General features: G+C 61.2%; 24 protein-coding genes. 18 read left to right on the forward strand and 6 right to left on the reverse strand.

The genetic code is table 11. The annotated features are described in order from the left end of the window. The first annotated feature begins 6 nt into the window (after positions 1-6). The 13 genes from DYL59_RS22095 (at position 7) to DYL59_RS22155 (ending at position 11,983) form a co-directional block, all read left to right on the forward strand. The gene (locus DYL59_RS22095) at positions 7-732 is read left to right on the forward strand and encodes an SDR family NAD(P)-dependent oxidoreductase (RefSeq protein ID WP_135291083.1); all 726 of its coding nucleotides are present in this window, start codon (positions 7-9) and stop codon (positions 730-732) included. After that, on the forward strand, positions 729-1,865 hold the full coding sequence (locus tag DYL59_RS22100; RefSeq protein ID WP_135291084.1) for a Rossmann-fold NAD(P)-binding domain-containing protein: 1,137 nt from the start codon (positions 729-731) through the stop codon (positions 1,863-1,865). Before DYL59_RS22095 ends, DYL59_RS22100 begins: the two co-directional genes overlap by 4 nt. A 7-nt stretch (positions 1,866-1,872) precedes the next feature. Continuing rightward, positions 1,873-2,643 (forward strand): class I SAM-dependent methyltransferase, encoded by a 771-nt coding sequence (locus DYL59_RS22105; RefSeq protein ID WP_135291085.1) that lies wholly within the window; start codon positions 1,873-1,875, stop codon positions 2,641-2,643. Between the two features lie 10 nt (positions 2,644-2,653). Then, positions 2,654-3,883 (forward strand): MFS transporter, encoded by a 1,230-nt coding sequence (locus DYL59_RS22110; RefSeq protein WP_135291086.1) that lies wholly within the window; start codon positions 2,654-2,656, stop codon positions 3,881-3,883. Next, positions 3,880-4,494, forward strand: coding sequence for an adenylyl-sulfate kinase (cysC, locus tag DYL59_RS22115; protein WP_135291087.1), 615 nt, complete (start codon positions 3,880-3,882; stop codon positions 4,492-4,494). The genes DYL59_RS22110 and cysC overlap by 4 nt, the downstream gene beginning before the upstream one ends. 97 nt (positions 4,495-4,591) lie before the next feature. After that, positions 4,592-5,230 carry a CGNR zinc finger domain-containing protein gene (locus tag DYL59_RS22120; protein WP_135291088.1) on the forward strand — a complete coding sequence of 213 codons (639 nt, stop codon included), beginning with the start codon at positions 4,592-4,594 and terminating at the stop codon, positions 5,228-5,230. Positions 5,231-5,307: 77 nt separating this feature from the next. Then, a complete protein-coding gene (locus DYL59_RS22125) occupies positions 5,308-5,805 on the forward strand; it encodes a sigma-70 family RNA polymerase sigma factor (RefSeq protein ID WP_135291089.1) in 498 nt (165 codons plus the stop codon). A gap of 29 nt (positions 5,806-5,834) precedes the next feature. Further along, a complete protein-coding gene (locus tag DYL59_RS22130; RefSeq protein ID WP_135291090.1) occupies positions 5,835-6,788 on the forward strand; it encodes a FecR family protein in 954 nt (317 codons plus the stop codon). Positions 6,789-6,885: 97 nt separating this feature from the next. Continuing rightward, entirely contained in the window at positions 6,886-9,291 is a 2,406-nt protein-coding gene (locus DYL59_RS22135; protein ID WP_135291091.1) for a TonB-dependent siderophore receptor, read from the forward strand. 208 nt (positions 9,292-9,499) lie between these two features. Beyond that, the gene (locus tag DYL59_RS31525; protein ID WP_193557576.1) at positions 9,500-10,567 is read left to right on the forward strand and encodes a hypothetical protein; all 1,068 of its coding nucleotides are present in this window, start codon (positions 9,500-9,502) and stop codon (positions 10,565-10,567) included. 77 nt (positions 10,568-10,644) lie between these two features. After that, positions 10,645-10,947: a hypothetical protein gene (locus tag DYL59_RS31780; protein ID WP_238340762.1), complete on the forward strand. Its 303-nt coding sequence runs from the start codon at positions 10,645-10,647 to the stop codon at positions 10,945-10,947. Positions 10,948-11,079: 132 nt separating this feature from the next. Then, the gene (locus DYL59_RS22150) at positions 11,080-11,433 is read left to right on the forward strand and encodes a hypothetical protein (protein ID WP_135291092.1); all 354 of its coding nucleotides are present in this window, start codon (positions 11,080-11,082) and stop codon (positions 11,431-11,433) included. A gap of 1 nt (position 11,434) precedes the next feature. Beyond that, positions 11,435-11,983 (forward strand): type III secretion effector protein, encoded by a 549-nt coding sequence (locus tag DYL59_RS22155; RefSeq protein ID WP_135291093.1) that lies wholly within the window; start codon positions 11,435-11,437, stop codon positions 11,981-11,983. A 13-nt stretch (positions 11,984-11,996) separates the two neighbouring features. Here DYL59_RS22155 and DYL59_RS22160 read toward each other — a convergent pair whose 3' ends face one another. Next, the gene (locus DYL59_RS22160; protein WP_135291094.1) at positions 11,997-13,148 is read right to left on the reverse strand and encodes an MFS transporter; all 1,152 of its coding nucleotides are present in this window, start codon (positions 13,146-13,148) and stop codon (positions 11,997-11,999) included. A 174-nt stretch (positions 13,149-13,322) separates the two neighbouring features. Here DYL59_RS22160 and DYL59_RS22165 point away from each other — a divergent pair, with 174 nt between their 5' ends. From DYL59_RS22165 to DYL59_RS22185, 5 genes are all read left to right on the forward strand, one after another. Next, complete coding sequence (locus DYL59_RS22165; protein WP_135291095.1) at positions 13,323-14,291, forward strand: diaminopimelate epimerase; 969 nt, start codon at positions 13,323-13,325, stop codon at positions 14,289-14,291. A gap of 303 nt (positions 14,292-14,594) precedes the next feature. Continuing rightward, on the forward strand, positions 14,595-16,601 hold the full coding sequence (tssI, locus tag DYL59_RS22170; protein ID WP_135291096.1) for a type VI secretion system tip protein TssI/VgrG: 2,007 nt from the start codon (positions 14,595-14,597) through the stop codon (positions 16,599-16,601). Further along, positions 16,601-17,437: a DUF4123 domain-containing protein gene (locus tag DYL59_RS22175; RefSeq protein ID WP_135291097.1), complete on the forward strand. Its 837-nt coding sequence runs from the start codon at positions 16,601-16,603 to the stop codon at positions 17,435-17,437. Before tssI ends, DYL59_RS22175 begins: the two co-directional genes overlap by 1 nt. Continuing rightward, positions 17,430-18,200, forward strand: a complete 771-nt coding sequence (locus tag DYL59_RS22180) for a hypothetical protein (protein WP_135291098.1) — start codon at positions 17,430-17,432, stop codon at positions 18,198-18,200. Before DYL59_RS22175 ends, DYL59_RS22180 begins: the two co-directional genes overlap by 8 nt. 14 nt (positions 18,201-18,214) lie before the next feature. Beyond that, complete coding sequence (locus DYL59_RS22185) at positions 18,215-20,365, forward strand: lipase family protein (protein WP_135291099.1); 2,151 nt, start codon at positions 18,215-18,217, stop codon at positions 20,363-20,365. Here the strand turns inward: DYL59_RS22185 and codA are convergent. From codA to queD, 5 genes are all read right to left on the reverse strand, one after another. Further along, positions 20,362-21,597: a cytosine deaminase gene (gene codA, locus DYL59_RS22190; RefSeq protein ID WP_135291100.1), complete on the reverse strand. Its 1,236-nt coding sequence runs from the start codon at positions 21,595-21,597 to the stop codon at positions 20,362-20,364. The genes DYL59_RS22185 and codA overlap by 4 nt on opposite strands. Before the next feature lie 27 nt (positions 21,598-21,624). Next, positions 21,625-22,830 (reverse strand): PucR family transcriptional regulator, encoded by a 1,206-nt coding sequence (locus DYL59_RS22195; protein WP_135291101.1) that lies wholly within the window; start codon positions 22,828-22,830, stop codon positions 21,625-21,627. Then, complete coding sequence (gene codB / locus DYL59_RS22200; protein WP_135291102.1) at positions 22,827-24,089, reverse strand: cytosine permease; 1,263 nt, start codon at positions 24,087-24,089, stop codon at positions 22,827-22,829. The genes DYL59_RS22195 and codB overlap by 4 nt, the downstream gene beginning before the upstream one ends. 191 nt (positions 24,090-24,280) lie before the next feature. Then, positions 24,281-24,904 (reverse strand): NUDIX hydrolase, encoded by a 624-nt coding sequence (locus DYL59_RS22205; RefSeq protein WP_135291103.1) that lies wholly within the window; start codon positions 24,902-24,904, stop codon positions 24,281-24,283. A gap of 16 nt (positions 24,905-24,920) precedes the next feature. Beyond that, on the reverse strand, positions 24,921-25,277 hold the full coding sequence (gene queD, locus DYL59_RS22210; RefSeq protein ID WP_003173033.1) for a 6-carboxytetrahydropterin synthase QueD: 357 nt from the start codon (positions 25,275-25,277) through the stop codon (positions 24,921-24,923). Positions 25,278-25,279 lie beyond the last annotated feature (2 nt).

Genomic DNA, 25,279 nt, shown 5'->3' on the forward strand with positions numbered 1-25,279 from the left:
ATTTGCATGAACAAGTTGATTATTACCGGGGCGGCCAACGGTATTGGCCGGGCTACCTTGGAAAAGGCCATTGAAGACGGCTACTTTGTGATCGCGGCCGACAAAGATGTCGATGGCTTGAAGTTGCTGCAAAACCGTTATGGCGTTGATGTGTTGGAAACCCATGTAGTCGACTTTGCCGACAATGCGGTGATCAAGGGGTTTATCCCTTCACTCTACGAGCGCCACGCCACTATTTATGGGTTGGTCAATAACGCCGGGATTTACCACGGCAAAAGTGTCTACGCCTACAGCGAAGAGGAAATCGATGAAATCCTCAATGTGAACCTCAAGGCGCTGGTCTATCTCTCCAAGGATTTTGCCGAACGGGAAATGGCCAACGAAGCCCCGCGCAGCATCGTCAATATCGCCTCGGTGGCGGGCGAGGTGGGCAGTTGTGACGCGCTGTATGGGGCGACCAAGGCGGCGGTGATCGGCCTGACCAAGGCCAATGCCTGGAACTTCGCGCCGTTTGTGCGGGTAAACGCGGTGTCCCCGGCGCTGATCCATGACACCGCCATCTACGACAGAATCCCCACGTACCGCCGTGACGAGTATGCCCGCCAGGAAGTTCTCAAGGACCCGATCCGGCCCAGCGGTGTGGCCGAAGTGATCCTGCTGCTGGTGGGCGATGCCCTGCGGCATATGACCGGCAGGGTCATCCCGGTGGACAACGGAGCCTACCCACGGTGAGCCAGGTGACGGGCAAGAAAAAACTGCTGCTGGTGGGGGCGGGCAACCTGTGCCTGCAGATCCTGAAGATCCTTGGGCCCAAGAACGAATTCGAGTTCGTGGTGATGGGCCGTAATGAAGAGTCGACCCTGCGCTTGTGCAATCTGGTGACGCTGGCGTGTGCCCAGTTGGGGCACTACATCGCGATCAAACCGGTGATTGCCGACCTTGCAGACATCGGCAAAGTCACGCGGCTGCTGCGCGAAGAGGCACCGGATATCCTGGTGAACTGCGCGTCGTTGCAGTCCTGGCGGGTGATCACCGGGTTGCCCAAGCTGACCTTTGAGCAACTCGACCAGGCCCAGTTTGGCCCGTGGCTGCCGATGCACCTGACACTGATGCATGACCTGATGCAGGCAGTAAAGGCCTCGGGGATCAAGGCCAAGACTGTCAATGCGGCGTTCCCGGATGCGGTCAACCCAATCCTGGCCAGGGTCGGGCTGGCGCCGGATATCGGCGTGGGCAATGTGGCCAACCTGATCCCGGCGGTACGGTTTGCCATCGCCCGGCTGTTGGAATGCCCGCCTGGTGATGTGCAGGTACGCCTGTACGCCCAGCACTATTTCAGCCACTACGTGCCACGCGCTGGCTTGCCGCCCCGTGCCAGCTATCGCTTGTTGTACGAGGTGCGCAACCGGCCGCAGGTGCCACGCCTGCCAGCGGAGGCGATTTTCTCCACAGTGAAGACCGAGTTTCGTCGGTTGGGCGGCGTTGATGGGCAGTTCCTCACCGCCTGCTCGGCGGTCACGGTGATCGAGGGGTTGTGCTCACCCACGCCGGTGCTGGTGCATGCGCCGGGCCCGCTGGGGTTGCCGGGCGGTTACCCGGTGTGGCTGCACGACGGGCAGGTAGAGGTGCAATTCTCGGATGCCTGCCCGCAGGACGAAGCGGTGCGGATCAACACGATCTGCCAGAGCCAGGACGGTATCGACGAGATCCACTGCGATGGTTCCGTCACGTTCAACCCCCAGTGCATGGCCGTGATGAACACGCTGCTGGGCTATTGCAAAAACACGATGTCGATTGAGCAGTCCGCCGATTTTGCCCGTGAGCTGGCGAGCAAGTACCGGTCTTTCAAAAACTCAACCTGGTAGGTGTGTGATGAATCCAATGTCAGCGCAACAGCACAACGAGGTCGCCAGTTACTCAGCGCAATATTCGGCCGATTTTGTCGAGCGTTGGGACGAGTTGATCGACTGGGAAAAACGCAAGGCCGGGGAGGGCGGCTTCTTTGAGAAGCTGTTGCGCGAGCATGGCGTGCAATCGGTGATCGACGTATCGACCGGCAGTGGCTTCCATGCCGTGCAGCTCAAGCAGGCGGGCTTTGACGTGGTGGCCACGGACGGCAGCAGCACCATGTTGACCAAGGCGCGGGCGAACTTCCGCGCCCATGGCCTGGAGATCCAATCCCATTACCGCGACTGGCTGTCCCTCGACCCGCAGGACCTGGGGCAATTCGATGCACTGGTGTGCCTGGGCAGTTCGTTGTGCCACGTCTTCGCCGCCCATGATCGCCTGAACGTGCTGGAAAGGTTCCGGGCCTTGCTCAAGCCCGGTGGCTTGTTGATTGTCGATCAGCGCAACTTCCTGGCCATTCGTGCAGGGCACTTCAAGGCCAGCGGCAATTACTATTATTGCGGCACCCACGCTTCGGTCAGCCTGGGCCAGGTCGATGAGCACCTGTGCGAGTTCATCTACACCTTTGATAACGCCCAGCAGTACCGGCTCAAGGTCTACCCGCTGTTGCCGGGGGAATTGGCCACCGAGGTGCTGGCGTCCGGGTTTTCGGTGCATGAGAGTTACGGTGACTTCCGCCGTGACTACGACCTGATGCATTGCGATTTCGTCATCCACACCGCACGCGCGGTGTAAGGGGGGCAGCATGAGCACACTCGTACAGAGCACCCCGCGCACCTTGGACAGCGTCGTGCTGGCAGTGGTGTTGACCGGCTTTGTGGCCAGTACCTATGGCTTCGGGGTCTACCTGTTCGCCAACCTGGTGGTGGACATGCGCCGCGACATCGGCTTTGACTACACCACGGTGGGCTTGATCACCGGCGGTGCGCAGATCGGCTTTTTGTTGTTTTCATCGGTGACCAGCTATATCAGCCGCTTTTTCGAGGGCTGGAAGATCAGCCTGGTGTCCACGGTGCTGACGTCCCTGGCGCTGCTGGGGTTGAGTGTCAGCGACAGCATCGGGTTGTCCGGGGCGTTGCTGATTCTGCTCGGTGGCTGTTCGGCGTCGGTGTACATCCCGCTGGCGGAGATCGTCACCAAGAGCTTCAGCCCAGGCAATCGCTCGCGGGTCATGGGGCTGATTTCCAGTGGCACCAGCTATGGCGTATTCATCAATGGCTTGCTGGTGTCGTTCCTGACCTTGCATGGCGGCTGGCGCTCGATCTGGCTGACCGCCGGCCTGATATCGGTGGCGCTGTGCGTGGTGGCGTGGTTTCTGCTGCGCAACCTGGCGTCGGGACAGGACACCGGGTTTGCCGGCGAGCGCTCTACAGCAGTCGACAGCACTGCGCCGTGGCTGAGCCGTTCGCTCTATTTGACCTGGGCCATCGCTTTTCTCAACGGCATGGCGTTGCTGCCATTCCAGACGTACCTCGCGCCATTTCTGCGGGACGAGTTGGGCGTGTCGGTGCAGGACACCGGGTTTGTCTGGACCACCATCGGTGCGGTGGGCATGGCCTCGGGTTTCCTGGTGGGCTGGATCGCGGACAAGGTCGGGGTGCGCACCTCGTTGGCCATGTGCTTCTTGAGCGCGGGGCTGGCGGCCACGTTGGTGTTCAGCTTCAACAGCCTGCCGCTGTTCTACCTGGCGGCATTTTTGTTTGCCCTGGCGTTTTACCCGATCTTCGGGCTGGTCCCCAGCTACATCGGGCAAATCGTGCCGGTCAGCCGCCTGACCCAGGCCTTTGGCATTGCCAACGTATTGATCGGCCTGGGTGGGGTGTGCGGCAACTTCCTGGGTGGGTTTTCCAAGGACCTCACCGGCTCGTTTGCCACGGTGTACTGGGTGGTGGCGCTGTTGTTGTTCGCACAGTGCGTGATGGTATTCATGTTGGGCAAACAGCCCGCTTCAACGGTGGAGGACGCGCGGCCATGAGCTATTTTCCGGACAACACCCAGCAACACCTGCACCGGTTTGCCTTCAGTCACAGGGGCGCCGTACACGCGCGGATGAAGCAGAAACCCCTGGTTATCTGGATGACCGGTATTTCTGCCTCCGGCAAGTCGACCATCGCCGACGCCCTGGATGTTGCCCTGCAGCAACAAGGGCGGTTCACCTGCATCATCGATGGCGACTCAGTGCGCGGCGGGCTTTGCCGGGACCTGGGGTTCAGCGATAGCGACCGCGATGAGAATATCCGCCGGGTTGCCGAAGTGGCGCGGCTGATGGTGGACACGGGGCTGATCGTGATCGTGGCGCTGATCTCACCGTCTTCGGCGAGCCGGCATTACGCGCGCTCTATCATCGGCAACGAGTCCTTCGTTGAAGTGCATGTGGATGCGCCCTTGGCAACGGCCGAACAACGCGACCCCAAGGGACTGTACAAGAAGGCGCGGTCGGGGCTGATCAAGCACTTCACCGGTATCGATTCGCGCTATGACGTGCCGGTGTTTCCGGAGGTGCATCTGGATACCCAGGCGCTTTCAGTCGACGACTCGGTGAGCAAGCTGCTCGATTGGATTGCACGGCGTGATGATCTGGCTTAGCCGTTGGTCTTTGCGCGGGGGATGACGGTGTTTGTCACTCCAGAAAACAAGGTACTCTGCGCCATCGCATGGATATCACGTTTTCCCTGGAGCCGGCATGACACATTTTACGGGCACTGCGAAGTCGATACGTTTGATTGGCGGCGCCCGGGTATTGGACTTTATCAACACCACCAATGGGCGGCGTCCGGGTACGGCGCTCAAGGTGACTGAAGAGCGGCTCACCAGTTTCCAGTTCTTCTTTGAATGGGCGCTGCATGCCTCGTTGGTCACGGCTCAAGAGTTCGAGGCGTACAAGGCCATGGTGTTCGAATCGCCTATGGCCTACCAACCCGACCTGGACGCGGTTATCGCGTTCAGGGAGTGCCTGTATGGCGTGTTTCATGCCCTGTCGCTGCGCCGCCCGGCCGGCGATGAAGCGTTGCAGCAGATCAACCTGAGGTTCCAGCAAGGCGTCACCTGGCGCGTGCTGCGCTCGGTTGCGGGGGCGCCCGGTTGGGGTTGGAAGGCCTGCACCTCTACCCAGGAGTTGACCGCGATGTTGCTGGGGCGACTGGCCATTGAGGCCACGCAGTTGCTGGTATCTGGCGACCTGCAGGCGCTGCGCAGTTGCAGCTCCACCGATTGCGACTGGGTGTTCCTGGATATCTCCAAGAACAAACAGCGCAAATGGTGCCAGATGAGCGTCTGCGGCAGCCGCGAGAAGCTGAGCCGCCTCAAGCAGGCGGCGCACTGACGGGGGCGACGGGTAGCGATTGCCCGACTTAATAGGAAGCATTACTATTCACGCCCCGCCTCCCCAGTGCTCCCGCGATGATCCCTCAGCCGCCCCGCAGAACAGGCTTTTTCGAGCACTACGAAGAGTTGATCCGGACCTGGACCCGTCGCCTCAGAAGCCGTCAGCAGGCCGAAGACCTGGCTCACGACACCTTCGTGCGGGTGCTGGAGGCCAAGTCCGCCTCTGTTGAGCAACCGCGTGCCTACCTGCACCAGACCGCACGCAACATTGCGGTGGATGGCTACCGGCGCGCGGACCGGCGCGAGGCCATGGAGCTGGAAGCCTTTGATCAGACGCCCCACAGCGGCGACCCGGAGCATTTCATGCACGCGATCCAATTGGCGGACTCCATCGAACAGGCCCTGGCCGAGCTGCCGCTTAACTGCCGCAAGATTTTCATCTGGCAGAAGATCGAAGGGCTGACCCAGCAGGAAATCGCCGAACGCCTGGGTTTGTCCAAGAACATGGTGGAAAAGTATATGATCCGCACCCTGCGGCATCTGCGTGACCGCCTGGACGCGATGGCCCCATGACCCATGCCCGCTTTGAAACAGGACCTTCCATGATGGATAGCCGTGCACGCGATGAAGCCGCGCAATGGTTTGTACGCCTGCAAGACACCGGACTGAGCGCCGCCGAGCGCCAGCAGTTCGAGGCATGGCGCACTGAGCAACCCCAACACCAATACGAATTCGATGTGCTGCAAGGGCTGTGGAACGCCACCGACTTGCTGCCCAAGGCCCGTTTGCAGGCGTTGTGCGATACCCCGGCCCAGGGCCCCAGGCGGCGTGCGGTGGTGCGCTATGCCGTGGCAGCCAGCGTGGTGGCGGTCGCACTGGGGTTAGGACTGTTCAGTGGGCTCAATCATCCCAAGCCCTACAGTGCCGAGTTCAGCACGGGTTTGGGCGAGCATCGCCAGGTGGCCTTGCCCGATGGCTCGGTGATGGACCTCAACAGCCGCAGTGTGGTCATGGTGCGCTATGAAAACGGCCGGCGCGGTGTGGAACTCAAGCAGGGCGAGGCGATGTTCAGCGTCGAGCACGACACCAGCCAACCCTTTGTGGTCGCCGCCGGGGCCGGGCAGGTGACGGTCACGGGGACACGTTTCGATGTGCGCCGTGATGATGACCAGACTCGCGTGGTGGTCGAGGCCGGTACCGTCAAGGTACAAGGCCGTTCGCCGGACGAGGGGGTGACGCTCACGGCGGGGCTGGGCAGCCATGTGGACAGCAAAGGCCAGGTGGCGGCGCCTTATGCGGTAAACGCCGAGGAACTGACAGCCTGGCGTACCGGCAAGCTGGTGTTCAACAACGCCTTGCTGGGCGAAGTGGCGCGGGAAGTCTCGCGTTATCGCGAGCATCCGTTGCGGGTCAGCACGCCCGCGGTCAGCAACCTGCGCCTGACCAGTGTGTTCAAGGCCAACGACACCGACGCCTTGCTCAAGGCCTTGCCGCACATCCTGCCGGTGGCCTTGCGCACCTTGCCCGATGGTAGCCAGGAAATTATTTCGCGCTGAGATTCAGGTTTTTTTCGAGTTCTTCGTCTTCCCCTGCAACTGCAACTGGTTTGCATTAACAGCCGCTTACACTTGCGATGACAGGACAAGGCTCGACGTGAAAAAACTCGCCGTTAACAACAATAAAATCTCCCGCTGGGCGCCGCTGGCCTTGGCGCTCGCCGTCAATGCCGCAGTGCCGTTGGCCTTCGCAGCCGACGCTATTCATATCAAGGCACAACCCCTGGGCGCGGCGCTGAGCCAGCTGGGCCAGCAGACGTCCCTGCAAGTGTTCTTCAGCCCTGACCTGGTGGCCGGCAAACAGGCGCCTGCGGTCGACGGCAACCTCTCGCCGGAACAAGCCCTGCGCCAACTGCTGCAAGGCAGCGGCCTGGATTATCAGATCGATGCGGGCTCCGTGACCCTGCGCCCGCTGAGCAGCGGTAGCGGTGAAGCGGGCTCGCCCCTGGAGCTGGGCGCCACCGATATCAAGGTGGTCGGCGACTGGCTCGGCGATGCCAATGCCGAAGTGGTGCAGAACCACCCCGGTGCGCGCACCGTGATCCGTCGGGAAACCATGGTGGAGCAGGGCGCGATGAACGTCGGCGACGTACTGCGCCGCGTACCCGGTGTGCAGGTGCAGGAGTCCAACGGCACCGGTGGCAGCGACATTTCCCTCAACGTTGGCGTACGTGGCCTTACGTCGCGCCTGTCGCCACGCTCCACCGTCCTTATCGACGGCGTGCCCGCTGCGTTCGCGCCCTATGGCCAGCCGCAACTGTCGATGGCACCGATTTCCGCCGGCAACCTGGACAGCATCGACGTGGTGCGTGGCGCAGGTTCCGTGCGCTACGGGCCGCAAAACGTCGGCGGGGTGATCAACTTCGTCACCCGCGCCATCCCCGAGAAATTCTCCGGCGAAGTCGGCACCACGCTGCAAACCTCTGCCCACGGTGGCTGGAAGCACATCGACAACGCATTTATCGGTGGCACCGCCGACAACGGTATCGGCGTCGCGCTGCTGTACTCCGGGGTCAATGGCAACGGTTATCGCAACAGCAACAACGGCAACGATATCGACGACGTGATCCTCAAGACCCACTGGGCACCCACCGATCAAGACGACTTCTCGCTGAACTTCCATTACTACGACGCCAGTGCCGACATGCCCGGCGGCCTGACCCAGAGGCAGTTCGACGCCAACCCTTACCAGTCGGTGCGTGATTGGGACAACTTCAGCGGCCGCCGCAAGGATGTGTCCTTCAAGTACATCCGCCAGATCGACGACCGCACCCAGGCCGAAGTGCTCACCTACTATTCCGACAGTTTCCGTGGCAGCAATATCGCCAACCGTGACCTGCTGACCATCGGCTCGTACCCGCGCACCTACTACACCTTCGGCATCGAGCCACGGGTGTCCCATGTGTTCGATATAGGCCCCAGCACCCAGGAAGTCAGCGTCGGTTATCGCTACCTCAAGGAAGGCATGCACGAGCAGGCCACCATGCTGGGGTTGATCAATAACGTCCCCACCCCGGACGGTCTCAGCGACGGCCATGTGTATCAGGACCGCACCGGTGGCACCGAGGCCAACGCGTTCTATATCGACAACAAGGTCGATATCGGCAAGTGGACGATCACCCCAGGCATCCGCTTCGAAGATATCCGCACCGAATGGCACGACCGCCCGGTTATTTCCCAAACCGGCACCCGCGTCACCGAAAAACGCCGCGAAGTGCACAACAACGAACCGCTGCCAGCCTTGAGCGTGATGTATCACCTCTCCGATGCCTGGAAGCTGTTCGCCAACTACGAGACCTCGTTTGGCAGCCTGCAATACTTCCAGCTGGGCCAGGGCGGCTCGGGTGACCAGACCGCCAATGGCCTGACCCCGGAAAAAGCCAAGACCTACGAAGTGGGTACCCGCTACAACGACACTGTGTGGGGCGGCGAGCTGACGTTCTTCTACATCGACTTCTCCGATGAGCTGCAATACGTCAGCAACGCCGTGGGCTGGACCAACCTCGGCGCCACCAAGCACGAGGGTATCGAAGCCTCGGCCCACTATGACCTGTCGAACCTGGACCCGCGCCTCGACGGCCTGACGGCCAACGCTGGCTTCACCTATACCAAGGCCACCTCCGAGGGTGACGTCCCGTTCAAGGGCCGTGACCTGCCACTGTACTCCCGCAAAGTGGCGACCCTGGGCTTGCGTTACGACATCAACCACTGGACCCATAACCTCGACGTCTACGCCCAGTCTGGCCAGCGTGCGCCAGGGACTGGCACGACCTACATCACCCAGGGCACTGCCGATGGCCTGTACGGCGATATCCCGGGGTATGTCTCGGTCAATGTGCGCAGCGGCTATGACTTCGGCGAGCAACTGTCCAACTTGAAACTCGGTGTAGGGGTGAAGAACGTCTTTGACCAGCAGCACTACACCCGTTCCAGCGATAACAACGCCGGGCTGTACCTGGGTGAACCACGTACCTTCTTCGTACAGGCCAGTGTGGGGTTCTGACCTGCAAGCGGCGCGGAAAAATCGCAGTGCAATACTGCGATTTTTTTTGCCCGCTAATCCAGCCTCCTACCCGGTGATCGGCAGATGGTGTTGCGTTCAGGAACTGAATCGGACGAGGTGGCCACACACAGGTGGCCTGCATTCATGCGCTTGGAAAGGCGTTGGATAGGCAGGTGAACCCTGTGATCACGCCGCACTGGAGATTCATATGTCGGTATCCGCCCTCGATAAACCTGTACCCAACCCACCTCCACGTACACCGCCGCTCAAATCCGAACCCCAGGGCAAGGAGATGGGCGCCTCGGCAGCCCGAGGGCAAACGGCTCAGCAAGTCAGTTTCAATGCGGGTGGCAGCAAACCCTGCAAGATAATGGCTGATCAGGTGTCCACCGCAAAAACGCCAGCCGCAGGCCAAATGTCACCGGTCAGCGAACGCGAGTCGCAAACCCGGTCGTCGGGTCTGTTCAGCCAATTCAAACAGGCAGTGAAAGGCTTTTGTGGTGGACAGCGCCCGCCCAAACCGGACCCATGCCCGCCACCGCCGTGCACGACCAAACCGCCCAAGCCCTGCCCACCGGAGGTATCGAAACCTTGCCCGCCCAAACCACCTAAACCTTGCCCACCCGAGCGGCCCAAGCCGGATCCGTGCCTTGGCAAGCCGCCTGAACGCCCCACGCCATGCAAACCCGATCCGTGCTATGGAAAACCAGATCCCTGGTACTCCAGCCAGAGCAACGATGACCTGGCAAAAATGCTGTTGAACAATTTCGACGCATTCAAAGACCCGAAGCAGCCTTGGTACATCACCACCCAAGGTATTTCAGACTTGGCCAACAAACCATTGACCGGCAACCCCGACCAGGACCAGAACATTCGCCTGGCCAGGGAATTGATGCGGCGGCCCGAGTTGGTCAATGCGATGGATCGGCACAGCACCACCGGCGCGCTCGATGGTCTGATCGACCGCAAGAAGATCCAAATGACGCTTAGCAGCCAAAACCCTCACAAGTATCAGGACGACAAGCAATTGGCCGCTGAAATGCTAAAACATTTCGATGCGTTGAAAGATCCCGATAACCCGGACTACATCAGCATCGACAGGTTGAAGGACATGGCCAAGTGGCCTGCTGGCGACACGGCCCATGGCCGTCTTGCCTGGATCGCGCAGGAACTTCTCAAGCGCTCCGACACATCGGCAAGCTTTGATGGTGCAGATCATTGGGGGCGCGATGGCTGGATCCATAAGGACACCTTGCGTCGGATGTCCCGCGGATAGGCCCACACCCAAGAGTTCTTCATTGAACAGGCAAGTCGCTGTCACCCGTGGGCGGCGACTTGCCGTGGAGATACCCTATGACGACTTCGCTCAACACTCGTCAGCCGTCCGTCAGTACACAGCACTACGACACCGCATCGACGGCTTTTTGTGAAAAAGAGGCGGGCCCGCTGCGCCACGCCTGCGAAATCCAGCGAATGAAAGATTTCGCCGGCCAACGCAGATTCCAGGCCCCGGTTGCCGATGACTTTGCTCGCGGCATGCTGGCGCCGGGTCAGAGCCTGAAAACCCAGACCCACTCACTGGCGCAGATTCGTGGCGCGCTGGCGACGGTCATCCTCGGGCTAAGAGCCCTGTGTGCTGGGCAAAAACTTGACTGACGCAACGTCGCCACCGACGTTTACATACTGTCATTGCTCCGCACCCGCAGCCCGGAACTATTGCGTTCGGCCCGCCACATATCGATGGCGCGCGCCCCTGGCATCACGTTCGGAAAAGGCTGGAGATCAAGTATGAAAATCAATGGTGCAACACCCCTCGGCCACCCCTTGGTCAGAGGGCAAGTGGAGGAACCCCAGGCGTCTAGCGCCTATCCCTCTCGGGATGAACAACGCATCTCGTGGGAGGCATCGCCACGCCAGCCCCCTGCGCGTCGAGCCGCCTTGTCGTCGCTGCGCTACCAGGCATTACAGAACGCGCCGGTTGCCCGTGCGAATACCACGCCACCCGGCCAGCACTCCACGGATAGCCAACTGGCAAATGAGTTGGACAAGAACTTCGGCGAACTGCATCCCTTTTTCAGGGAGGGGCGCTTGACCCAGTCTTCACTGCGCAGCATTGCGGCGCAGGCGCTGGCGGGAGATTGAGGTGCGCGATCGCATTATCCTGGTGGTCAGGGAGATTCTGAAGCGCCCGCTGTTGAACGACACGATCATCGATTTCGAGGGGTTCATTACCCGCGACAGCCTCAGGGCAGCCGCAGCGGCGCTGCCGGGTAACAGCTCCCCCAGTGCCTTTAGTCAGGACCCTTTCCATGGCCAGTGCAATGCCAAGGTTGTTCAGGCGCTGCAGGGCCATTTCAAGCTGTTGAGAGATGCGAGCCGGGATCGGGTCGGCTTTTTCGAAACGTTGGAGTACGTGGAAATTGCAGGGCTCAGAACGGTGATGAGCGATCCTGATGAGACAGACGCCAACGGCACGCCCATCGTAGAGCCAACCACCGGGTTGCCCCGCAAACAGTACAGCGAGCATTGCGTGTACACGATCAAGAACATCATTGAGCGGCCAGGGCTGCTACGGTCGTTGGAGCGGGCCAATAACGCTCGCCTGTTCGGTCGTCCCCGGCATGAAGGGTGGCTGAGCAATAAAAGTCTCGAACGCTGGCTCCAACAGTACAACCTGCACCGAGCCAGGTAGCGCCCTGGCGCTTTTACACCTTGAGGATCTTGCCACTGATAGCCACCCCTGCCAGCAACAGGGCGATCAGCACAAACGCTGTGTTCAGGCTGCTGCCATGGGCGATAAAACCGATCATGGCCGGGCCTGCGAGTATGCCCGCATAGCCCAGGGTGGTGATGGCCGGTACCGCGATATGCTCGGGCATCACCTTTTGCTTGCCGACAGCGGTGTACAACACCGGCACGATATTCGAACAGCCTGCACCCACCAGCGCATACCCCAGCAACGCGGTTTCCCAGGCCGGGAACAGTGTGGTGAGCAGCATCCCGGCAGTCGCCAGCGCGCCGCCGATCACGATCACACGCGTGGCGCCCAGGCGCCGCACGATGGCATCGCCCGTCAGGCGGCCGGCGGTCATGGTCAGGGCGAAGGCCGCGTAACCCAGGCCTGCGTAGGCCTCATCCAGGCCGCGTTCGGCGCTGAGGAACACCGCGCTCCAATCCAGCACCGCACCCTCGGCCAGAAACACGATAAAGCACAAACAACCGATAAACAGCACCACACCGTGGGGCACCGCAAAGGCCGGGCCCGAGCTTTCACTGCCATACGGCAACAGGTGTGGTCCGGCCTTGAGCAGCGCTACGGCCATGATCACGATCACCACCAGGGTCGCCTGCAGCGGTGACAAACCCAGCCCCAGCAAACCTGAAACCCCTGCCGCGCCCACAATTCCCCCCAGGCTGAACAACCCATGGAAACCCGACATCATGGTTTTGCCGCTGGCACGTTCGACGATCACTGCTTGCAGGTTAACCGTGGAGTCCACGGTGCCCAGGCCGGCGCCAAACAGGAACAACCCGGCAATCAGCAACGGAATCGAACTGACCGTGGCCAGCATCGGCAGGGCCAGGCAGATCATGATGGTCCCGGCAGTCAACACCCGGCGGCAGCCATAGCGCGAGGCCAAGGCGCCCGCCACGGGCATCGCGATGATCGAACCCACCCCCAGGCACAACAGCAACAGGCCAAGGGTGCCCTCATTGAGTTGCGCACGCGCCTTGGCGTAAGGCACCAAGGGCGCCCAGGCGGCGATACCGAAGCCGGCGATGAAAAAGGCGATGCGGGTCGACATTTGCTCCAGCCGCCCGGGAACCACGGGCGCTGAGGTGGGGATGGCAGTCATGAAAAATCCTTGGTATTGCGTTCAGAGAACGATGTCCGGCGCAACATCCTTGCACATCAAGGCGCAGCGTGCGAGCCGACTGCCACAGCGGGTCTGATCTGTAATACGCTGCCGACCAACTCTGTAGGCAATGGGACGAATTGGGTTGATGAAAATTCTCTGGCAGGTGGCGACGTGACCCGTTTTTATGATGCGCGGGGCAATATCTATGGGGTTGTCAGCCCCGAGGTATTGCGCGGCCAGGGCATCGAGGTGCCGCACAGTGCAACCCTGGCAGCGGCGGATCGGGCCTCGTGGGCACCTGTTGCCGTCGCCTCCGAATGCAGTTGGGGTGTGCTGCCGCGCCCGGCCGACGCCAAGGCCCACCGTTGCGATGGCCTGCTGGTGGGGCCGTTCCAGGCCGAGCCACCGTTCGACTTGCTGATCGTCAACACCGACGGCTCACTGGCCGAGCGCAGCGGCAACGGCCTGACCATCTTTGCCCAGGCCCTTACCGATCAGGGGTTGATGACCCAAGCCTGTGAGTTGCGAGTGCATCACGACAAGCTGGACGCGTTATCGCCCGTTAGCACCCAGGTCGAGCCTGCCGTGTATGAGCAGACCGAGGGTTTCTGGCTGGCATTGGGCAAGCCCGAGTTCGGGCCCGCTGCGGTAGGCGCGCAAGCAGCGCAGGTTGGGTTTAGCCACGTCAGCGAACTGGCGGCGATCAACCCCCAGTGGGCACGCAGCCAGTTCGTGCGGGTGGGCAACCCCCATTGCGTGACGCTGGTGGAGCAGGCGACCGCATTGCCCGACAACCAGCAGATGCAGGAACCGGCGCTATTCGGCCCCCTTCAAACGATTGCCTTTGCGCCGCCCATGGGCAGCGGTCGGCCCTGTGCGGCGGGGGTCAATTTGCAGTGGGCTGCCCGGCAGTCTGCCAATCGTGTGATCGCGCGGGTATTCGAACGGGGCGAGGGGCCTACGGCGTCTTCCGGAACCAGCGCCAGTGCGGTGGCGTGTGCAGCGTGGCGCGCCGGCTGGGTGCAAGCGGGTGAAGTGGCGGTGGTCATGCCAGGTGGCACCGCGCCGGTACGCCTGCATGTTCAAGCCCAGACGTTGCTGAGCGTCAGCCTTTTCGGGACTGCGCGGCCGCAGGCTTGAACTCGTTGAACAGCTGATGAAGTTAATAAGCGTCAGCTGTTTCTCTTTTTACTCGTTATAAGATTATTAAGTTTGTGTAGGGCATTTCTTTTGATTAAGAAGTGGCAATTCGATGCGCCTTATTATTTTGTAAAAGACTCTTCCAACTTGATCGTACGAAACTTCTTTTTTATTTTTTGAAGGCCGATTTTTCCCTGGAATCGCTAAGCTTTGCGGCGTTCAGGCGCTTTTTCCCGGCCGTTTTCCGGCGCGACAACGGGAATAAGTATTTCGGTGCGGTCATTGAAGGGCGGGTATCAACGGATGGATAACGCGTTTGTCTTGTCACGTTTCAAATTGATTCTTCCAAGTATCAATAATGACTTTCAGGTGTTGGCGTTCAAAGGCAGCGAAGCCCTCGACCAAGCGTTTTTTATTCAAGTGCAATGGGTCAGTGAAGACCCATCCCTGGATCTGGAGGCATTGCTCCAGCAGCCCGCCTATCTGGATTTGGGTGAGGAACACCCAGGTTTGCATGGGCAGGTGTATGCCGTGGGGCGGGATGAGCCTGGTCGGCGCCTGACCCGCTATCACCTGACCCTGGCACCACGTCTGGCCTGGCTGGCCTACCGCCGTGACCAGCGAATTTTCCAGCAGCGCAGCGTGCCGCAGATCATCGCGCAAGTCCTTGAGCACCACGGCATCCTGGCCGATGCCTATGTGTTCGAGTTGGGCCCGGTGGTGTATCCACCGCGCGCCTTTTGCGTGCAATACGCGGAGAGCGACCTGCATTTCATCCAGCGACTGTGCGAAGAGGAGGGCATTCACTTCCATTTTCGCCACAGCCCGGACGCCCATCTGTTGGTGTTTGGTGATGACCAGACAGTGTTTGGCCGCTTGCCGGCGCAACGGTATTGCGCTGCTGGCGGGCCTCAAGCCGAAGGGCGGGTTATCCAGCGCTTTGATGTGCGCCTGGGCACTCGCAGCCAGCAAACCGTGCGCCGTGATCACGACTTCAAACACCCTTCGTTGCGGCTGCAGGACACGGCCAGTGCTGACGCGGTACATCTCCTTGAGGACTATCACTACCCGGCAGGCTTTACCGGCCATGGCCGTGGCCGGCAATTGGCGCGCCGGAGCCTGGAGCGCCATCAACGCGACCGTTTCCGGGCGTTGGGCAAGAGCAACCAGCCTGTCCTGCGCAGCGGGCACTTCCTTGAATTGAGCGATCACCCCGACCCTTTGTGCAACGACGTGTGGCTCATTACCTCGGTACGTCACGAGGGGTATCAACCGCAGGTGCTGGAGGAGGTTGCGCCTGCGGCTGATGCATTCCAGGGCTACCGCAACCGATTTACCGCAACCCCCTGGCAAGCGGTGCACCGGCCTCCTATCAAGCATCCCAAACCAACCCTCCTTGGCAGCCAGACGGCGACGGTGACCGGGCCTGTCGGGGAAGAAGTGCACTGCGACGAGTACGGTCGGGTGAACGTGCGTTTTCATTGGGACCGTCTCGACAAGACCGATGAGAAAAGCAGTTGCTGGGTGCGGGTAGCGTCCGGGTGGGCCGGTGATGGCTATGGCGTCTCGATGATCCCCCGTGTCGGCATGGAGGTACTGGTGACCTTTTTGGAAGGGGACCCGGACCAGCCATTGATCAACGGATGCTTGCCCAATGCACTGCACAGGCCGGCCTATTCGTTGCCGCAACACAAGACCCGTAGCGTGCTGCGCAGTCGCAGTTCGCCGGGCGGCGCAGGCTGCAACGAGCTGCACCTGGAAGACCGCCGTGGTGAAGAACTCATCTACCTGCGCGCACAGCGGGACCTGGAGCACTACGTGGGGCGCGACAGTCGGCTGGAGGTGGCGGGGCAGCGACGTGAAGTCATCCAGGGTTTGAGCACGGTGTGCCTGGAAAACGAGGAACATCGCCAGGTTGCGGGTGATCGCAAGGTCGTGCTCAAGGCGAGTGACCATCTGGAGGTGCAAGGCGATAGCCGGACTCAGGTCGGCCAGACGCTGGTCATCGAGGCCGGTCAGCAGCTTCACCTCAAGGCCGGTGCCAGCCTGGTGATCGAGGCCGGGGCGCAGTTGAGCCTCAAGGCCGGTGGCGAGCATCTGTTGATCCAGGCCGGCGGCATCTTCAGCAGTCGGCCCATCACCCTGGGCGGGGCGCCGCCCGTGGCTCGATCGGCGATGGCCGATGTGCCGAAAATCGCGGTTGTGCAAGGCGCCACTCTGCTCATGGCCAGGCAACTCGACGCAGACTTCTGTCCGGTGTGTGAACGCTGCCGCGAAGGCGTCTGTGATCTGCCGGGGAGGGCGGCCTGATGCACGACATGCCAGGCCAATGGATGGCCCGACAGCACCAGGCGGGGTACCGGCTGTGCTTGATCCTTGAGGGTAACAGCCCAGAACGTGAGCCGATGCTGGCGGCACGTGGTTTAGCGCATTACCGCAGCCTCTATGCCCAGACCCCCGCAGCGGAGTTGGCGATGTCAGGTCCGGTACTTTTACTGCTGGACCGGTTGAATGAGCCCGCACTGCTCAATCTCCTGCAAGCGCCCGAGACAAACTGGGGGTGGTTGGGCAGTTTGCCAAACGACGATCTGGAGGCCATGACTCGACACTGGCGCGACCGATTGTGGGTGGGGCCGATAGGCGAGCAGGCGCTGTATCGCTTCCATGACAACCGCACTTTTGCACGGGCCCTGGCGTATCTGCCCCCGAACCACTGGCCGGCATTTCTCGGTCCGTTGATCAGCGTTTGTTACTGGTACGAGGGCTATTGGCACAGCGGCGACAACTGCGTCCCAGGCGAGTACGCCGTGCCCGATCCCGCCCCTTGGCTTGCCACGCCCAACCCCAATGCGGGCGCCATCCTGCACGCCAATATCCTGCGCTACCTGCTGGCCGAGCACAGCGAACACCTGGCGGCATTGGCGGAGTTTCAGGACCCGAGGGTCTGGCTCAACCAGGTACTGGAACAGGCCCGTGCCTGGCAATGGCGGGGAGCGGAGCAGTTGGAGTTTCTGGTGGTGCGCCGGTTGGAAGAGGCCACCTGCAGCAGTGTTATCCAGTGGCAGCCCATGGCTGGGGAAGCGCCGGGGGCACACTTTGAACGGGTGGTGGCGCAATGGGAAATGACGAGGGGGCAGGATGAATAGGCCAAGGTTCGGCGTGTTGATTGCGTGGGTGATGCTGGGGCTTACGGGGTGCGCGGGCAAGCCGGTTGATAGCGTTACGTTGGAGGTGGACTTGCCGGCAGAATTTCGGTTTGTGGCCGGTGCCAATTACAGCCCGGCAACCGGGGAAACGTGCACCTTGCCGTCACGTCGAGGCAGGAGGCCGGAGCGCAAGATGTTGATCACTCAATACAAGCCTGAAGCCGAGCGAGTGAGCTTTGACTTGCCGCTGTCGCAAGTCATCGACGGTTGCCCCACGGTATTGCGCAGTGTGGATTTTGATGTGCGTGGGAAATGGGGAGTGCGGGACACGGATGTGGGTGGAGATCGAGCCGTTATCGGTATTCGAGACCTTTGGGATTCCGGGCCCGGCATGCCCGAGTCGGGTGTTCAGGTGTTGACTGGGCGTTGCCGTTGGTTATTCCGAACCGTGGGGCCTCTGCATGCGATCGTCAAGATTCTGCAGTGTCGATCATTGGACGCAACGGGACAGCAAAGGCTTGCAGGAGGTGTGGCGCAGCGTGATCAGTTGGCGGGAAAAAAACTCAGGATGGTGTTGGTGCTGACGGGTGAGGAGGAGCCCTATTTCGACGATAACTGGGTGCCCGTTCCGGGTGGGTGGAAGCGTTGTAAAGGTAAAAGCTTCGAAGATATGGACGCGTTTTGTTACGGCAACACCACCGACTTCAAACCCATAAAAATGCCGGATGGCCGTATCTGTGACGTCTATCCAACGTGTGAATGACAAGGAGCAATTTCATGAAGTTGGATGCACGCAAGCAACCTTTTTTCAGTGGAAGTAAGCCCGCATGCGCGTTGCGAGGCGATTGGGTGAGTTTCTGTCTGGTCGATGAGTTCGGTGTTGGAGCCGCCTACGGTGGATTACCCTATACCGTCCATGACAGTGCCGGGCAGCAGTACAAAGGTAGATTGGATAAAAACGGATGTGCCGTGATTCAGAACATCTACTGCGGCCCAGTAGCGCTGGTCTTTGACGAGGTGTATTCAGGAACCGAGCAACTGTATAGGCGGCTTGTTATGCGCCAAACGTACAAACTGCCTATTACCGAGCTCCAGGTTCGTGCTGAAAACACCCGGTTTGCTGAAACAGATGGTCAGCGCGTTGACAATAATCCGGCCAAACAGAAAGCCAATCGCTTTTATCAGGTTGAAGTCCGAGACCTGGTCCGTCATACCGCGCACCTACCTCCATTTGCGCAACGAACCCATCCCCCAAAGCGACACGCCCTGAAAATGATGGCCGAGCTGGGATTCGGCCCGCCCCAATCAACCTTGTCAGGTGTGGTGCTGTTTCCCAACCAGCACAGCGCGCTTGAGGTTCGGCCACTGCGGGCGTTTCGACCGATGCTTTCCACTGAAGACAGCTTCTGCGCCTTGAACCTCTATCAGCTGGCATTGATGTCCACCTTGAGCTATTGCGACTTCGGGCAAGAACCACCGAAAAGACCTACGGACGACGTTCGTTTTCCTTTCGATCCCAGTGTCGGTCATCTATTTGCTCAAAAACTTTCGGGCTATCAAGAAGCCTGGCGAGTTGATCCAGAGCAGGCGCAGCGTTTCTATCCTCTCTACGAAGAAGTTTCCTATTCCCAACGCTTCGAAATTTTACCCTTCGACCCCGAGTTGTATTCGCAAAACAAACCAGAGCTGGGAGAGAACCAGGAGCACCCCGCGAGTGTGCATTTTTTCGACGATGCGGAGTTGGGTACCGACACCCAGGCATTCATCACTCATCACGAGGACGTCATCCTCATTGCTGTGCGAGGTACCGCGAGCCCTGCCGATGGGGTGCGGGATGCAAATGCCCATCAGGTGGCCTTCGCTGAAGGTGTCGGCAAGGCGCATGAGGGTTTTTATCAGGCCTACAGGGCGATGCGAGATTTTGTGCTGCGATACCTCGACCAGTTTTACGCAGGCCAACGGATTGTCATTTGTGGCCACAGCCTGGGCGGTGCAATAGCGCTGCTTCTGGCAGAAGGTTTACGCCGTACTCCCGACCGTAAATACCACATCCTCCTCTACACCTACGGCGCCCCCCGCGCCGCCGACGCCGAGTTCACCGCCGGTGCCGCAACCCTGGTGCACCACCGCATCGTCAACCACAACGACCCCGTTCCCAGCGTTCCAGCCCCGTGGATGAACACCACCGCCAAACTCTGGGTTCCCGGCGCCGTCACGCTGTTCAGCGCTCCTGCGCCAGGTGGCCTGTTGTTCGCTACCGGGCTGGTGCGCTTCGGTGGCAACCCTTACCAACACCATGGCGAACAACAGCATTTCATGCCGCTCATGCTCCCGGATGGCACGCAGTCTTCGGTGTTGTGGAAACCCGGTTGTGAGTCCATCCAGGAAGCTGGCTGTAATCGTGCGCTGCAACTGCACGGCGACATGCCAGAACGTGACAACCTGCTGAGGCAGCTATTCCAGGCCAACCAACACTTCATGACCGCCAGCTACATTCCTGCGGCCTGGGCAACCTTGCGTCGCTGGCAACAATCCCTGGAAAACAGCAGCCCCTTGGTGGCCCCCAGGGAGTTTGAGCTGCTGGACCATGCCCTGGCGAGCATGCGCCAGCAATTGCGGGAAAAGCGCTTGGAACTCGCCCGCCGTTCCCCCAGCAATGAGCGGGGGTATGAGCACCATGAGCCGCTGAACGCCGAAATCGACCGTCTGCACAGCAGTCGCGAGCGCCTCGAAACCCTGCGCTGGCGCCGTCTGCAAGCGCGTGATGTGTATGGCAGTCATGCCCACGCCAGCCACTTGCAACCCAGCCTCAAACGCTGGTTCAGCCACCGTGAAAACCGCGAGCTGACCCCGGTTGCCAGCCTCCCGCCCTCAGCCCACAGCGAACGGGGGAGGGCGCATTCGCTGGATATCGATTCGATCGTCTAGACAAACTCGACTTGCGCCGGCTGGCGCTTCATCAACACCTTGCCGTTGCGGATCGAGTACAGCGGCAGGCCCTGGCTGCGGATGACCTCGTAGTCGCTGTCGGCCGAGAGGATCAGCAGGTTGGCCGGGCGTCCGGGTTCCAGGCCGTAGCGCTCGCCCAGGGCCATGGCCTTGGCGCTGTTGTCGGTGACCAGGTCGAGGGCGCTTTGCAGGTTGCGGTAACCGAGCATGTGGCAGATGTGCAGGCCGGCTTCCAGTACCCGCAGGATGTTGCCGTTGCCCAAGGGGTACCAGGGATCGACGATGGAGTCCTGGCCGAAACACACGTTCATGCCGGCCTCCAGCAGTTCGTTGACGCGGGTGACGCCACGTCGTTTAGGGAAACTGTCGAAGCGACCTTGCAGGTGGATGCTTTCGGTGGGGCAGGAGACGAAGCTGATACCGGAGTGCCCCAGCAGACGAAACAGCTTGGCGCAGTAAGCGTTGTCGTAGGAGCCCATGGCCGTGGTGTGGCTGGCGGTGACCCGGGCGCCCATGTCGCGGCTGCGGGCTTCTTCGGCCAGCACTTCGAGGAAGCGCGAGTGCGGGTCGTCGGTTTCGTCGCAGTGCACGTCCACCAGGCAGCCGGTGCGCTCGGCCAGGTCCATCAGGAACTTCACTGAACTCACGCCCTGGTCGCGGGTGTACTCAAAGTGGGGGATGCCGCCGATTACGTCGGCGCCCAGGCGGATGGCTTCTTCCATCAGTTCGCGACCGTTGCGGTACGACTCGATGCCTTCCTGGGGGAACGCGACGATTTGCAGGTCGATCAGGTGCGCGCTGTCCTGGCGCACCTCCAGCATGGCCTTGAGCGCCGTGAGGTCCGGGTCGGTGACGTCGACGTGGGTGCGTACATGCTGGATGCCGTGGGCGGCCAGGGCCTGAATGGTTTTTTTGGCGCGGGTCTTGGTGTCTGCATGGGTGATGGTGGCCTTGCGTTCGCCCCAGCACTCGATGCCTTCGAACAGGGTACCGCTCATGTTCCAGCGGGGTTCGCCGGCCGTGAGGGTTGCATCCAGGTGGATATGGGGTTCGACGAAGGGCGGGATGACCAGGTTGCCGGCAGCGTCCAGGTCGCCGGTGGCCAATACAGGCGCTGCCGTTTGTGCCGTGATACTGGCGATCCGGCCGTGTTCCAGGTGCAGATCATGCAGGCCTTCACGGTTGCGCAGGCGGGCGTTGATGATGTGCATGGGCAAGTTCCTCTTGGCTAAAAACAATCAGGCAGACAGCCGCCAGATCATCAGGGCGACACCGATGTCCAGGCGGTCATAAGCATTATCCAGCGTCAGCCCGCACAGGGCTTCGATACGCTGGACGCGGTGCGTCAGGGTATTGCGGTGTACCGCCAGCCTCTGGGCGGCGGCCACAAGGTTACCATTCTCATGGAACCAGGCTTCCAGGGTCGGCATCAGGCTTGGGCCGTGGTGGGCGTCATGCCGTAGCAACGGGCCCAGGCGTTCATTGAGGAATTGGTCGAGCAGGGCGCGGTCACGCACGCCGCTGAGCAACTTGAGCACCCCCAGTTCGTCATACACGCACAGCCCGGCGCGCTCGCTGAAGCGTCGCGCAGCGGCCAATGCCTGGCGGGCTTCATCCTGCGCCTGGGCCAGGCGCGCAGGCGGGTGGGCGGCAGCGCTCAGGCCGATAAACAACTTGAGCGGCGCCAGGCGCAGGTTCAAGGGGTTGAGCCAGTTGGCCAATTGCTGGCGATTGGCCAAGGCCGCCACGGCATCCGAGGTGGGCAGCAGCACGGTCCATTGCCCGGCTCGCCCCAGCACCGGCAGCTGCGCCGAGAGTTGGCGCAACCGCCGCGTGATGCTGTCATGTTGTCGGGCCAGCTGGGCCTCTGCAAACGCTGCGTCGCCCTGGGCAAACAGCGACTCGCTGCCTTCCAGTTGCAACTGCACCACCTGCCAATGACCTGCCAGCGACATCCCCAGTTGCACGGCCCGTTGCAGCAGCAAATCCAGGGACTGATAGTCCCCGGTCAACAAGCGCTCCAACACATCGTGGCGCGAACGGCCCAGTTGTTCGGACTGAATCAGCGCCGACCCGATGGCCTGGGTCACCAGCACCATCTTCAGCGAGTAGGGCTGTTCGATCAGTGGCATCCCGGCCGCTTCGGCAGCTTCCAGTAAAGGATGGGGAATCGCCTGGATGTACGCCGCGCCCGTGAGGATCACCAGCCCGGCCACCTGGCGCTGACAGGCCTCCTCCAGCAGTTGCAGCAAATTGGCCTCGTCCCGTGGGTGGTTGATCCCGGTGACGAACACCAACTCGCCCCCCAGCACCCACTCGGCCACTCCGCTGTTTTCCGCCACATAAGGCCAGCGCACGGTGTTGTCCAGCCCGCCTGCGCCGGCGCGCAGGTGCATGGACTCCAGGCCTGGCAGGGCCAGCACATCGGCAACGGTCAGGCTCATGCCCGGGCGTCTGCCATCGGTACGCGTAACACGGCGGTGAGGGCGATATAGGTCAGCGATGCGGCTGCAATGCCCACCAACGGCGCGACCCACGGCGAGTTGAATGCCAGCACCGTACCCACGGCATACGCCGCCAGCCCCGGCCAATTGAACGCGGGCAGGCGCGCATCCGCCAGGCGTGGGTAGTGGCCGCGATAGCGGTAGAAGAAGTCCGCCATGATCACCCCGCCAATCGGTGGAATCACGGTGCCCAGCAAAATCAGGTACGGCACCAGCATGTCGTACATGCCCAGCAGCGCCAGCAGGGTGCCGATTACCGCACCGGCCAGGGTCACGGTCTTGCGACGTTTGGTGCGCAGCAGGTTGCAACCCGCCACGGCGAAGTTATAGATGGTGTTGTCCTGGGTGCTCCAGATGTTCAGCAACAACATGGCCATCGCCGCCATGGCGAAGCCTTGCAGCAGCAACACTTCCACCACGTCCGGTTGCTGGTAGACGATGGCGCCATACGCGCCGATCAGCACCATCAGCCCGTTGCCGATGAAAAAGCCGATCAGGCTGGCCAGTACCGCCACCTTGGCCGAGCGCGAAAACCGCGTCCAGTTGGTGGCCTGGGTCGCGCCGCTGACAAAGGTGCCGAACACCAGGGTAATCGCCGTGGACAAGTCCAGCTCGCCGGTGGGCACTACCGCCAACAGCCCGTCCAGCCCGCCAACCTTCACCGTGGCCACCCACATCGATAGAAACAACAGAATGCCCATGGCCGGCACTGCGATGTAGGACAGGATCTCCAAGCCGCGATACCCAATGTAGGCTGTGGCGCAGAACACCAGACCAAACAGCACCATCAATGCCAGCACGCTGCCCTGGCCCAGTTCGAAATACTTGCCGAGTACCACGGCGGCGGTGGCAGTGCCCCAGGCGTACCAGCCGATCTGGGTGAACCCGAGGATAAGGTCGCTGAGCTTGCTGCCCACTTCGCCAAAACAGAAACGCCCCATCAGCACTGAGTTCAGGCCGCTTTTGAAGGCGATGTAACCCAGGCCTGCGGCGTAGATACCCAACAGCAGGTTACCCAGGGCCACCACGCCCAGCATCTCGGTAAAACTGAAGGCCACCCCCAGCTTGCCGCCGGCAAACATGGTCGCGGTAAAAAAGGTAAAGCCCAGCAACACCATGGCGGTAGACGCCAGGCCTTTGCGCGCATGCATGGGGACTTCGCTGAGGGGGTAATCGTTGCCCGGTTCTTGCTGCGTCATGTGCCTTGCTCCCTGAATGAGTGACGCAGGCCTATTGCACCGCCCGTGCCAAATCAGCGGCAGTGACGGGCGCACGGTCGCCAGTGTGCACCGTGCACAGTATTTATAGCCAAACCGGGAAGGAACGCAGGAAGAGGTGTACGCAGTGCCCAATCAGGCACGAAAGCGGTGCATCAGTGATACAAATTGGATCAGTCGAACAGCGTGTGCGTGGTTTCGCCGCGATGGAAGGCAAAGGCGGCTTGCAGATCAGTTTCGATCGTGCGCCCACGGGACAGGGGCGGCAGCTCATCCAGGCGGAAAAACCCCACGTCGGTGGTCTCGAACCCCGCCATTGGCGCCTGTTGGTCCACCGGGTCGCACAGGAAATACAACTTGTAGAAGTCGCGCACGTCCGGGCGATACAACCCCTTGGCCTTGTGCGTCACGCTGTACAGCGCCCGCGCGGTCACCGTCAGCCCGGCCTCCTCGCGGATCTCCTTGACGATGTTTTCGGCGGCCGACAACCCGATGTCGGCATACCCACCCGGCAGCGCCCAGCAGCCATCGGTCAACTCGCGTACCAGCAGGATCCGGTCGCCCTCGATCACCGCGCCGCGCACATCGATCATCGGCGTCGAATAGCGCTGGGCAAAGTCGGTGACCAGCCCGGTGATACGCGCCAAAGGCACATTGCCCAGTTGGGCCAGCATGCTGTGGGCGATCTCGGCGATTTCCTCAAGGCGCTCGCGCTCGAAAGCGTCGGTGCAAAAATGCAGCCCCGTGGAGGCCAGGGCTTGCAGACGCTTGGCCTGGGCCAGCCAAGTGTTTTCCATCGAGCCCCCCACAGGTTTACTCACCGCGATAGATGCAGCCGCTGGTGCAGGTCTCATGGATGCGAATCGCGCTGAGTTCAGGCAACAACGGCTTCAACTCATTCCAGATCCACTTGGCCAGCACTTCGCTGGTCGGGTTTTCCAGGCCGGGAATGTCGTTGAGGTAGTTGTGGTCGAGGCGTTCATAGAGCGGCTTGAAAATCGCCTTGATCTCCGAGAAGTCCCGAATCCAGCCAGTATGGGGATCCAGGTCGCCGCTGAGGTGGATCGCCACCTTGAATGAATGCCCGTGCAGGCGCCCGCACTTGTGGCCATCCGGTACGTGGGGCAGGCGGTGGGCGGATTCGAAGGTAAACTCTTTGAAGATTTCCACAG

Source organism: Pseudomonas kairouanensis, assembly GCF_004682055.1.
In the GTDB taxonomy this organism is placed as follows: domain Bacteria; phylum Pseudomonadota; class Gammaproteobacteria; order Pseudomonadales; family Pseudomonadaceae; genus Aquipseudomonas; species Aquipseudomonas kairouanensis.